The sequence below is a fragment of the Candidatus Allofournierella merdipullorum genome, assembly GCF_048426865.1.
Classification (GTDB): Bacteria; Bacillota; Clostridia; order Oscillospirales; family Ruminococcaceae; genus Allofournierella_A; species Allofournierella_A merdipullorum.
In genome coordinates this window covers 34,283-45,942 of sequence record NZ_DBFNWJ010000014.1, presented here as the reverse complement: position 1 = coordinate 45,942, position 11,660 = coordinate 34,283, and the positions used below count along the sequence as shown (strand labels likewise).

The following is an 11,660-nucleotide window of genomic DNA, read 5'->3' as shown; positions in this document are numbered from 1 at the left end:
GTGCATATATATACTACATCATAGCGGCAAAGTTTACCCTTGTCAAACGGCGCTGCGCCCCGAAAGGGGCGTTTTTGGCCCGAAAAGGCGGCGCAGAGGGCCGCAGGCGGCGCTATTTTGCAAACAAAGGGGCAAAAAGGGGCAGGAAAGTAGTTTACTTTGCACATTGGTTTTGATAAAATAATATACAGCAGAAGCTGTCCGCGTTTGCGGAAAACCGGCGCTGCCGGTTTTTCGTGCGCGCGGGCAGAGATGACGCAGACCTGCCAGCGATGGCAGCAAACGTTAAATCACATGCTATGGAGGAAGAGAAATGCCTAGAGCGAAACAGTCCATGGATGGCAACACCGCGGCGGCGCATGTAGCCTATGCGTTCACCGAAGTTGCGGCCATCTACCCCATCACCCCGTCGAGCCCCATGGCCGACTACGTCGACCAGTGGTCCGCCGCCGGCCAGAAGAACATCTTCGGCACCCAGGTCAAGGTCATGGAGATGCAGTCTGAGGCTGGTGCCGCGGGCGCTGTGCACGGCAGCCTGGCCGCCGGCGCCATGACCACCACCTTCACCGCCAGCCAGGGCCTGCTGCTGATGATCCCCAACATGTACAAGATCGCCGGCGAGCTGCTGCCCAGCGTGTTCCACGTGTCTGCCCGTACCGTGGCCAGCCACGCGCTGAACATCTTCGGCGACCACAGCGACGTCTACGCCTGCCGTCAGACCGGTTTCGCCATGCTGGCCGAGACCAATCCCCAGGAAGTCATGGACCTGTCCGCTGTTGCCCACCTGGCCGCCATCGAGGGCCGCGTTCCCTTCATCAACTTCTTCGACGGCTTCCGTACCAGCCACGAGATCCAGAAGATCGAGAAGTGGGACTACGCCGATCTGGCCGAGATGGTCAACTGGGACGCCATCCAGCAGTTCCGTGACCATGCGCTGAACCCCGAGAACCCCTCCATGCGCGGCAGCCACGAGAACGGCGATATCTTCTTCCAGCACCGCGAGGCCTGCAACAAGTACTACGAGGCTCTGCCCGCTGTGGTCGAGAAGTACATGGCCAAGGTCAACGAGAAGCTGGGCACCGACTACCAGCTGTTCAACTACTACGGCGCCGCCGACGCCGACCGCGTGATCGTTGCCATGGGCTCCATCTGCGACGTGGCCGAGGAAGTCATCGACTACCTCACCGCCCACGGCGAGAAGGTGGGCCTGGTGAAGGTGCGGCTGTACCGTCCCTTCGTGGCCGAGAAGCTGCTGGCCGCCATCCCCGCCACCGCCAAGAAGATCGCCGTGCTGGACCGCACCAAGGAGCCCGGCAGCCTGGGCGAGCCTCTGTTCCTGGACGTGGTCACCGCCCTGCGCGAGGCCGACAACGACGCCGAGGTCATCGGCGGCCGCTACGGTCTGGGCAGCAAGGACACCCCGCCCTCCAGCGTGTTCGCTGTGTATGAGGAGCTGGCCAAGGCCGAGCCCAAGGCCCGCTTCACCATCGGCATCGTGGACGACGTCACCGGCCTGTCCCTGGAGGAGAAGCCCGCGCCCAACACCGCTGCCGAAGGCACCAAGGAGTGCAAGTTCTGGGGTCTGGGCGGCGACGGCACCGTTGGCGCCAACAAGAACAGCACCAAGATCATCGGCGACCACACCGACAAGTATATCCAGGCCTACTTCCAGTACGACTCCAAGAAGACCGGCGGCGTGACCATCAGCCACCTGCGCTTCGGCGACAAGCCCATCAAGAGCCCCTACTACATCAACAAGGCTGACTTTGTGGCCTGCCACAACCCCAGCTACGTTGTGAAGGGCTTCAAGATGGTGCAGGACGTCAAGCCCGGCGGCGTGTTCATGATCAACTGCCAGTGGTCTGACGAAGAGCTGGCTCACCATATGCCCGCCGAGTCCAAGCGCTACATCGCCCAGAACAACATCCAGCTGTACACCATCAACGCCATCGACAAGGCCGTTGAGATCGGCCTGGGCAAGCGCACCAACACCATCCTGCAGTCCGCGTTCTTCGCGCTGGCCGGCGTGCTGCCCCGCGAGGACGCCATCAAGTATATGAAGCAGGCCGCCGAGAAGACCTTCGCCAAGAAGGGCCAGGCCATCGTTGAGATGAACTGGAAGGCCATCGACGCCGGCTTCGACGCCTACCACAAGGTGGAAGTTCCCGCCGACTGGGCCAACGCCGCCGACGAGGCCGCCGGCGCCGCTCTGGAGGGCAACCCCGCCACCGTGGAGATGGTGAAGAACATTCTGGAGCCCGTCTCCAAGATGGACGGCGACAGCCTGCCTGTTTCCGCCTTCGAGAAGTACGTGGACGGCCAGTTCGAGCAGGGCGCTTCCGCCTACGAGAAGCGCGGCGTCGCGGTGAACGTTCCCGAGTGGAACCCCGACACCTGCATCCAGTGCAACCAGTGTGCTTTCGTCTGCCCCCATGCCACCATCCGTCCCTTCGCTCTCACCGCCGACGAGGCCGCGGGGGCTCCCGCCGCTCTGAAGAGCAAGGCCATGAACGGCAAGGGCTGCGAGAACTACGTCTTTGCCATGACCGTCTCTCCCCTGGACTGCATGGGCTGCGGCGTTTGCGTGAACGTCTGCCCCACCGCCGCCAAGGGCACCCTGAAGATGGTGCCCCAGGAGAGCCAGGCCGCCCAGCAGGAAGTCTTCGACTACTGCGTCGAGAACATCCGCAAGAAGGACGGCATGATGCCCGAGACCAGCGTGAAGGGCAGCCAGTTCAACCAGCCCCTGCTGGAGTTCTCCGGCAGCTGCGCCGGCTGCGCCGAGACCGCTTATGCCCGTCTGGTCACCCAGCTGTTCGGTGAGCGTATGTACATCTCCAACGCCACCGGCTGCTCTTCCATCTGGGGCGGCCCCGCTGCCACCTCTCCCTACACCACCAGCAAGGTGAGCGGCCATGGTCCTGCCTGGGCGAACAGCCTGTTCGAGGACAACGCCGAGCACGGCCTGGGCATGTATCTGGGCCAGAAGGTGATCCGCGAGTCTCTGGCCGCGAAGCTGCACGAGCTGGCTGAAGTGACCACCAGCGAGAGCAAGAAGGCTGCCATCGAGGAGTACTTCGCCACCTACGAGGACGGCAAGGCCAACACCCCTGCCACCGAGAAGCTCATTGCCGAGCTGGAGGCCGATCCCGACTGCAAGTACAGCAAGGAGATCCTGCCCAAGAAGAACTACCTCTCCAAGAAGAGCGTGTGGATCTTCGGCGGCGACGGCTGGGCCTACGACATCGGCTTCGGCGGCCTGGACCATGTCCTGGCTTCCGGCGAGGACGTGAACGTCTTCGTGTTCGATACCGAGGTCTACTCCAACACCGGCGGCCAGGCTTCCAAGGCCAGCCAGATCGGCCAGGTGGCTCAGTTCGCCGCCGCCGGCAAGGCCATCGGCAAGAAGAGCCTGAGCGAGATCGCCATGAGCTACGGCTACGTCTACGTTGCCCAGATCGCCATGGGCGCTGACATGAACCAGACCATGAAGGCCATCACCGAGGCCGAGAGCTACCATGGTCCCTCCCTCATCATCGGCTACGCTCCCTGCGAGATGCACGGTGTGAAGGGCGGCATGACCAACTGCCAGGCCGAGATGAAGAAGGCCGTGGCTGCCGGCTACTGGAACATGTTCCGCTTCGATCCCCGCAAGAAGGCCGAGGGCGCCAATCCCTTCAGCCTGGATTCCAAGCCCGCCACCGCGGACTACAAGGAGTTCATCTCCAACGAGACCCGTTACAGCCGCCTGAAGCTGGCCTTCCCCGAGCGCGCCGAGGCGCTGTTCGACCTGGCCGACAAGAAGGCGAAGGAGCGCTACGAGTACCTGGAGAAGCTGGTCAAGCTCTACGAGTAATCGAAACGCCCGAACAGCATAATAAAAGGGCCCCCGCGTTTTGCGGGGGCCTTTTTTGTGCGCCCTTCATCTAAAGAAAAGCCTGCCCCATGTTTTTGTACGCCCTTCATCGAAAGGTCAACTGGTCCCATATTTTTGTACGCCCTTTATCTAATGGTCAGCCTGTCCCATATTTTTGTACGCCCTTCATTCAGCTTTTGCCCGTCCTCTGTTGAAAGGCCGGCATTTCCCAACATTCCTGCCCGCCCGTGTTGAAAACCCCGGGCGTTCGTCCGGCGCGAAAAAAGCCGTCCCCTCCCCTGCTTTGCCTGTCTCTTTAAAAACCGCTCACAGCCGGGCGCACAGGTCCCGGATGTGCTCAAAGAGATATTGCTCCTGTCTCGCGAAGGGGCTGTCCGGCAGGGTGACGAAGGTGAAGGGCCGGGTGAGGGAGAAATCCTTCTCCGCCAGCCGTGCCAGCCGCCCGCCGGCCAGAAGGGGCGCGGCGGCCACTTCATAGGCAAAGGTCACGCCCTTGTCCGCCGCCGCCAGCTCCAGCAGCACCGGCACGCTCTCGAACACGTGGCAGCCGGCAAAATCCTCCGCCGCAAGGCCCCGGGCCGCCAGCGCGCTCTCCAGAATCTCCCGGCTGCCGCTGCCCGTCTCCCGCACCAGCAGCGGCGCGGAGCACAGCGACGCCAGCGTTTTGCACCCCGCCCAGCGGCCCTCCGCCGCCCCCAGCGCCGAGAAACGGGCGGTGTAAAAGGGCCGGCAGCAGTAGCGCCGGTGGCTGGCGTTGCCCTCGATGAGGGCGAACTCAATTTCTCCCTTGTCCAGCTCCTCCAGCAGGGTGCGGGTGTTGTGCAGGCGCATCTGCAGCGACCGTTTGGGCAGCGCGTCCAGCATCGCCGGTGCCAGCCGGGGCATCAGCCCCTCGCCGATGCTCCGGGTCACCCCGAAGTGCAGCGGGGCCGCCTCCCCTTGGGCCAGCGCCGCCCGCAGCTGGGCCTCCATCGCTGGCAGCCGCCGCGCCAGCCGGTAGAACCGGGCCCCCGCCTCGGTCAGCGTCAGCCGCCGGCCCTCTTTGGCGAACAGCTTCACCCCGTACTCCGCTTCCAGCGAGCGGATGTGCTGGGTCACCGCCGGCTGGCTCAGATGCAGTGCCTCGGCGCAGCGCACCGTGGTTTTTTCCTCCACCAGCGTGAGAAAGGTGGTCAGCTTCGGGTCCACCATCTCCCGTTCCCTCCTTTTTCCATAATGTATAAGAAAACGTGATAGTTTCTCGCCTGTCTCTAAATTGATTTTATATGAAACGGGCCGTATAATCAAGGCGAGCCGCCCCGAAAAGGGGCAAAAAATCAAGAGGAACGGGGAAAAACAATGGTGAAGGAACACGTTTTGAAAAAAGCGCCGGGCTTTGCGGCCTGTCTGGTCATCGGGCTCATCGCCCAGGGCATCGCCAAGTTCGTGCCTTCGGTGGGCGCGGCGCTGTTTGCCATCGGCATCGGCATGGTGTGCGGCAACACCTTTTTGAATAAATCCTGCATGGACGAGGGCACCAAGTTCTCCGAGCGCAGCCTGCTGGAATATTCCATCGTGCTCACCGGCGCAACGCTGGTGCTCAGCGACATCATCGCCGTGGGCCTGGGCGGCGTGGGCTTCATCGCCTGCCAGATGGCCCTCACCATCACCGCCGCCTATCTCATCGGCCGGCGGTTCGGCTTCGGCCGCCGCTTCTGCCTGCTGATGGGCGCGGGCAACGCGGTGTGCGGCTCCAGCGCCATTGCTACCGTCTCCCCGGTGGTGGGCGCCGACAGCAAAGACAAGGGCATCTCCATCACCATCGTCAACGTCACCGGCACCGTGCTGATGGTGCTGCTGCCGGTCATCACCGGCCTGGTCTACGGCCACGCCATGCTGCCCACCACCGCCATGATCGGCGGCGTGATGCAGTCCATCGGCCAGGTCATCGCCTCCGCCGGCCTGGTGGGCCCCGAGTATGTGCCCGACGCCACCATCTTCAAGATCATCCGTATCGTGTTCATCGTGCTGGTGGCGCTGGCCTTCTCCCGCCTCAACCCCGAGGAGGAGGGCAGCCTCTTCGCCGGCGGCAAAGCGGCGGGCGGCGTCAAGGCCGGCGTGCCCTGGTTCATCATCGGCTTCTTCATTCTGGCGGTGGTGAACACCCTGGGCGTGGTGCCCGCTCCGGTGAGCGCGGCGGCCAAGTTCATCAGCGGCCAGTTCGAGATCATCGCCCTTGCGGCCATCGGCATGCGGGTCAAGTTCCGGGATCTGGTCAAGGAAGGCCCCCGCGCTTTGGGCTACGGCCTGTCGGTGGGCGCCTGCCAGGTGCTCTTCGCGCTGGGTCTGATCCGGCTGTTCCTGCTGTAAAACAAGCGGCGTTTCCCCACCGGGAAACGCCGCTTTTCATTTTATCCGGCATAGGATATAATGGGTCTGTATCCTGCAAATAAAGGAGGGGGCCCCATTGTCCGTGAAGCGCAGAACGTCCCGCTGGAAGGAACAAGTCACCGATCTGGCCTTTGATCTGGCCGGCAGCGTTCTCATGGGGGTGGGCGTCTACACCTTCGCCCTCAAGGGCGGCTTTGCCACCGGCGGCCTGTCGGGCATGGCCCTCATCATCAACTATCTGTGGGGCCTGCCTGTGGGCACGGTGACGCTGCTTTTGAACGTGCCGCTGGTGCTGCTCACCTGGCGCACCCTGGGCCACGTCTTTTTCCTCAAAAGCCTGCGCACCATGGTCATCAGCACCGTCATCATCGACCTGGTGCTTCCCCTCTTCCCCGTCTACGAGGGCAGCCGCCTGCTGGCGGCGGGGTTCAGCGGCGTGCTGATGGGCGCGGGGCTGTCCCTCATCTATATGCGGGGCTCCTCCACCGGCGGCACCGACTTCCTCATCCACGCCGCCAAGCGCAAAGCCCCCCACATCAGCTTCGGCAACCTCAGCCTTGCCATCGACGCGTCGGTCATCCTGCTGGGCATCCCCGCCTTCGGCGACATCGACGCCGCCCTCTACGGCATGGTCAGCGCCTTCGCCCTCACCATCGTGATGGATAAAATCATCTACGGCGCGGGCAGCGGCAAGCTGGTGCTGGTCATCACCAACGAGGGCGCGGCGGTGGCAAAGGCCATCAACGACGCGGTGGAGCGGGGCAGCACCCTGGTGGACGTGACCGGCAGCTACTCCGGCCTTGCCCGGCAGATGGTGATGTGCGCCTGCTCCAACAACGAGGTGTTCAAGGTGCGCCTGGCGGCCCACCGGCTGGACCCCGGCGCGCTGGTGATGATCTGCGAGGCCAGCGAGGTGTTCGGCGAGGGCTTCCGCCCCCCGGAAGTGAATGAAAAAAGCGGCTAAAGCCACATCAAATCTCCATTTTTCTTGCAAAACCGACCCGCTCCGTTTACAATGTGTATAAACCCCGACTTTCCACAGAGATGTTGAAAACCCTGTTGAAAGTGTTGGAAACCCCACCACAACCCATTAGTTTTCAACAATTCAGGCCGGAAATTCAAGGTCGGATAACTTTTTGTTGAATGGAAAGCCTGAAAATGCCAAAAATGCGGGTGAAAGAGACACCTGCAAAGCATACAACAAAACAACAACCCGCGGCCCCGGCCGCAGCCTAAGGAGGACAAACGCCATGAATTGGCTGGCAAAAATGCAGTACCGTTACGGCCGCAAAGCGCCGAAAAACCTGATGCTGGTGGTGGCCGGCGGCCAGATCGCCGCCTGGCTGGTCATCATGCTGGTGAACAGCAGCGTGTATTACCTGCTGCAGCTCACCCGATCGGGCCTGGCCCATCTGGAGCTGTGGCGGCTGGTGAGCTTCGTGTTCAGCCCGTCCCTCACCATGAACCCGCTGTTCTTCGCCCTGGAGGTCTACCTCGTTTACTGGATCGGCACCTCCCTGGAGCGGGCCTGGGGCGCTTTCACCTTCGACGTCTACTTCCTGTTGGGCATGGCGGGGGCCTGGGCCTCCTGCCTGATCACCGGCTGGGGCAGCAGCGAGGCGCTGTTCTATTCCCTGTTCTTCGCCTTCGCCTGGCTCTTCCCCGATATGCAGCTGATGCTCTTCTTCGTGATCCCTGTGAAGGTGAAGTGGCTGGGCTGGATCGCCGGCGGCCTGTATGTGCTGCAGGTGGCCTCTCTGCTCATCACCTTCCAGTTCGCCCAGGCGCTGGCCACGGTGCTGGGGCTTGTGAACTTCATCGTCTTCTTCGGGCCGGACATCTTCCGCCGCCTCAAGAATGACGCCGAGACCCGCCGTCGCCGCCGTGAGTGGGAAAACCAGTGGCGGGGCCGCTGAAAAAAGACAAAACGAGCGCAGGCGCGCCGGGGCAAAGGGCTTCGGCGCGCCGTTTTTTGTGGAAATCCGCGATGTTGTGTGGTATAATGAAAGAACAGAAACGGCTTTGCCGCCGCGGCAGGCCGGAAAGGGGTATGATACCATGAAACTCATCACTGCCATCGTCAACAAAGAGGACGCGAAACAGGTCTGTAACCACCTCATCCAGGAGGGCTTCTCCGTCACCCGTCTGTCCACCACCGGCGGCTTTCTGATGGCCGGCAACATGACCCTGATGATCGGCACCGACGATGAGAAGGTGGATCCCTGCATCCAGATCATCGCCCAGCACTGCAAGCAGCGCACCGAGGTTGTGCCCAGCACCGCCAGCTACGGCATCGGCGTGGCCACCGCCTATCCGCTGCAGGTCACCGTGGGCGGCGCCACCATCTTCGTCACCAACGTGGAGCGCTTCGAAAAGCTGTGATGCTGGAGCGCATCCGGGGCAACGAAGCCTTTAAAAAAAGCGTTCAGGCCGCCCTGCAGGCAGGGCGGCTTTCCAATAGTGTGCTTTTGTGCGCCGAGGAGGGCTGCGGCGCGGGCTTTGCCGCCCGCTGCCTTGCGGCCGACTTCCTCTTCCCCGAAGGGGGCGACGCCGCCGAGGCGGTGCTGGCCGGGCGCAGCAGCGAGTGCATCGAGGTGCGGGGCCAGGGCCAGCGGGGGGAGATTTTGGTGGGCCAGGCCCGCCAGGTGCGCAGCCTTGTGCACGAGACCGCCCTCTCCGCCGCGGGCCGGGTGGTCATTTTTTACGGCGCCCATCACATGAACCCCTCCGCCTCCAACGCCCTGCTGAAAGTGCTGGAGGAGCCCCCTGCCGGGGTGCTGTTCCTCCTTACCGCCCCCAGCGCCGCCGCCGTGCTTGCCACCATCCGCAGCCGCTGCGGCCTGTTCCAGCTGAGCCCGGTGAGCACGGCCCAGTGCGAGGCATATCTCAAAGAGACCTGTCCCGCCTGCCCCGACCCGGCGCTGCTGGCCCGGGTCTACGCCGGGCGCATCGGCCCCGCGAAGGCCGCCGCCTCCGACCCTGCCGCCCGCCGCACCCTGGACGAGGCGCTGGCGCTGGCCAAGGCCGTGGGCAAAGCCGACCGTTACGAGACGCTGCGGCTGCTCTCCGCCTTTGAAAAGGACCGCGCCGCCGCCGCCCGCCTACTGGAGGGCCTGGCCTGCGTGGCCGCCGCCGTGCTGGAGGGCGCCGAGGGGCTGGGCCTTTCCCTGCCTGCCGCCGCCCGCTGCGCCCGGGGCTGCACCGAGGCCCGCCGCTCGCTGGACCGCAGCCTCAACCAGAAGCTGCTGTTCACCCTTTTGGCGGCAAACCTCTGCGAAGCGGCCGGCTGAAGGCCGGCCCCGTGTTTTTGATTTTTCTTCGGGCGGACGAAGTGTCCCCCACCTTTCTTCCCTCTTTCGCTCTTGCCCAAAACCTGCCGCGGGCAAGGGACCTGACACCCACGCCCGGCGGCCGGGCAAAAGAGAGTTGACCCCATGAAAACAGTCATTTCAGTGCGCTTCAAGGCCAGCGGAAAGGCCTACTATTTCGACCCCACCGGCTTTGACGTCAAGGAGGGGGATTACGTTGTGGTGGAGACCGCCCGCGGCGTGGAATGCGGCGAGGTGGTGGCCGGCCCCCATGACCTGCCGGACAGCCAGGTGGGCCGGGAGCTGAAGCCCATCCAGCGGATGGCCGACTCGGTGGACGTGCGCCGGATGGAAAAGAACCGGGCGGACGAAAAAGCCGCCTTTGCGCTGTGCAACGAGCGCATCGCCGCCCACAAGCTGGAGATGAAGCTGGTGGAGGCGGAGTACAATCTGGACCGCGCCAAGATCGTCTTCTTCTTCACCGCCGACGGCCGTGTGGACTTCCGGGAGCTGGTGAAGGACCTGGCCAGCGCTTTGCACACCCGCATCGAGCTGCGCCAGATCGGCGTGCGGGACGAGAGCAAGATGAAAGGCGGCCTTGGCATCTGCGGCCAGCCCTTCTGCTGCAGCCGCTTTTTGAAGGACTTCCAGCCGGTGTCCATCAAGATGGCCAAGGAGCAGGGCCTGTCCCTCAACCCCACCAAGATCTCCGGGGCCTGCGGGCGGCTGATGTGCTGCCTTGCTTACGAGCACAAGGCCTATGAATACCTCAACAGCATCACCCCCATGAACGGCAGCGTGGTGCGCACGCCGGACGGCGAGGGCGTGGTCATCGAGGCAAACCCCGTCAGCGGTATGCTGAAGGTGCGCTTTGCCAGTGAGGCGCTGGCCCCCAAATACTACAAGCGCAGCGAGTGCGTCTACCTGCGGGGCGGCAAGCGTCCCCCCAAGACCCCCGACCCGGACCAGCCCTGATTTTTCAGGATTGCCCCTTGTTCTTTTTCGTTTTTATGCTACAATAATGGCATAAAGGGGGCCTGCCCCCTTTGCACCCGGGCATGCGGCTCGCCGCGCAGGCCGCCCCGTTGCCCGGGCATCCTATGGCGCGGAGAAAAAGGAGAGAATGACCATGGCCTACAAGATCACCGATTCCTGTGTTTCCTGCGGCACCTGTGAGGGCGAGTGCCCCGTCGGCGCCATCAGCCAGGGCGACGGCAAGTACGAGATCAACGCGGACGCCTGCATCGATTGCGGCACCTGCGCTGGCGCTTGCCCTGTTGGCGCCATCGAAGAGGGCTGATTTCAGCTTTTTCTTCGCCGGCAAAACACAAAAAAGAGCGGCGGGGCACCCTGTTCGGGCCCGCCGCTTTTTTGGTTGCAGACCATGGGAGGTGACGGGGTGGAGACAACGGCGGAAACGCTGGCCAACGGCACAAAGGTGTACATCAGCCGGGCCCACCGCTTCGGCACCGACGCCATGCTCCTGTCGGGCTTTGCCCGCCCCCGCCGGGAGGAAACGGCGGTGGACCTGTGCAGCGGCTGCGGCATCGTGGCCCTGCGCTGGCACGATCTGGGCCACCGGGGGCCCTGCCGTGCCGTGGAGGTGGACCCGGAGGGCACCGGCCTGCTGCGGCGGGCGGTGGCCGAAGACCCGGCGCTGGCCCACATCGCGCCGGAATGCGCCGACTTGAACGACCTTCGGGGCGACGGCCTTGCCCATCTGGTGGCGGCCAATCCCCCTTATTTCACCGGGGGCTTCGTCAGCCCCAAAGCCGCCCGGGCCACCGCCCGCCACGAGGGCGGCTGCACCCTGGAGCAGGTGGCCGCCGCCGCGGCGGCCCTGCTGCGGGACGGCGGGCGCTTTGCCCTCTGCCACCGGGCGGACCAGTTCGCCCGGGTGTGTGCGGTGCTCTCCGCCGCGCATCTGGAGCCCAAGCGGGCGGCCTTTGCAAAGCAGGAGGCGGGCGGCACGCCCTGGCTGGTGCTGGTGGAGGCCCAAAAGAACCGCCGCCCCGGCCTGCGCTTCGAGCCGGATGTGCTCATGGCGGACGAGGGCGGCCGCCCCTCGGCCCAGCTTCAAAAAATCTATCGGGAAGGGATGTGAC

Annotated in this window: 9 protein-coding genes and 1 pseudogene; 9 read left to right on the top strand and 1 reads right to left on the bottom strand. The window is 63.9% G+C overall.

The features are described 5' to 3' along the window. The first annotated feature begins 313 nt into the window (after window positions 1-313). Window positions 314-3,856, top strand: a complete 3,543-nt coding sequence (nifJ, locus tag ACMNAY_RS02775; protein WP_418718304.1) for a pyruvate:ferredoxin (flavodoxin) oxidoreductase — start codon at window positions 314-316, stop codon at window positions 3,854-3,856. 327 nt (window positions 3,857-4,183) lie between these two features. On the opposite strand, the gene ACMNAY_RS02770 is transcribed toward nifJ, so the two are convergent. Next, window positions 4,184-5,068 (bottom strand): LysR family transcriptional regulator, encoded by an 885-nt coding sequence (locus ACMNAY_RS02770; protein ID WP_394977477.1) that lies wholly within the window; start codon window positions 5,066-5,068, stop codon window positions 4,184-4,186. A 150-nt stretch (window positions 5,069-5,218) separates the two neighbouring features. Here ACMNAY_RS02770 and ACMNAY_RS02765 point away from each other — a divergent pair, with 150 nt between their 5' ends. The 8 genes and pseudogenes from ACMNAY_RS02765 (at window position 5,219) to ACMNAY_RS02730 (ending at window position 11,659) form a co-directional block, all read left to right on the top strand. Further along, on the top strand, window positions 5,219-6,226 hold the full coding sequence (locus ACMNAY_RS02765; protein WP_418718305.1) for a YeiH family protein: 1,008 nt from the start codon (window positions 5,219-5,221) through the stop codon (window positions 6,224-6,226). Between the two features lie 103 nt (window positions 6,227-6,329). Beyond that, entirely contained in the window at window positions 6,330-7,211 is an 882-nt protein-coding gene (locus ACMNAY_RS02760; protein ID WP_394977528.1) for a YitT family protein, read from the top strand. 286 nt (window positions 7,212-7,497) lie between these two features. After that, window positions 7,498-8,163 (top strand): hypothetical protein, encoded by a 666-nt coding sequence (locus ACMNAY_RS02755; RefSeq protein ID WP_418718303.1) that lies wholly within the window; start codon window positions 7,498-7,500, stop codon window positions 8,161-8,163. 142 nt (window positions 8,164-8,305) lie between these two features. Continuing rightward, window positions 8,306-8,629 carry a cyclic-di-AMP receptor gene (locus tag ACMNAY_RS02750; RefSeq protein ID WP_177522833.1) on the top strand — a complete coding sequence of 108 codons (324 nt, stop codon included), beginning with the start codon at window positions 8,306-8,308 and terminating at the stop codon, window positions 8,627-8,629. Continuing rightward, complete coding sequence (locus ACMNAY_RS02745; RefSeq protein ID WP_418718302.1) at window positions 8,629-9,537, top strand: hypothetical protein; 909 nt, start codon at window positions 8,629-8,631, stop codon at window positions 9,535-9,537. The genes ACMNAY_RS02750 and ACMNAY_RS02745 overlap by 1 nt, the downstream gene beginning before the upstream one ends. A 144-nt stretch (window positions 9,538-9,681) precedes the next feature. After that, window positions 9,682-10,530, top strand: a complete 849-nt coding sequence (locus tag ACMNAY_RS02740) for a PSP1 domain-containing protein (protein ID WP_418718301.1) — start codon at window positions 9,682-9,684, stop codon at window positions 10,528-10,530. Window positions 10,531-10,648: 118 nt separating this feature from the next. After that, window positions 10,649-10,855, top strand: a pseudogene (locus ACMNAY_RS02735) (DUF362 domain-containing protein); the annotation flags it as partial. Window positions 10,856-10,954: 99 nt separating this feature from the next. Then, window positions 10,955-11,659, top strand: a complete 705-nt coding sequence (locus ACMNAY_RS02730; RefSeq protein ID WP_418718300.1) for a tRNA1(Val) (adenine(37)-N6)-methyltransferase — start codon at window positions 10,955-10,957, stop codon at window positions 11,657-11,659. Window position 11,660 lies beyond the last annotated feature (1 nt).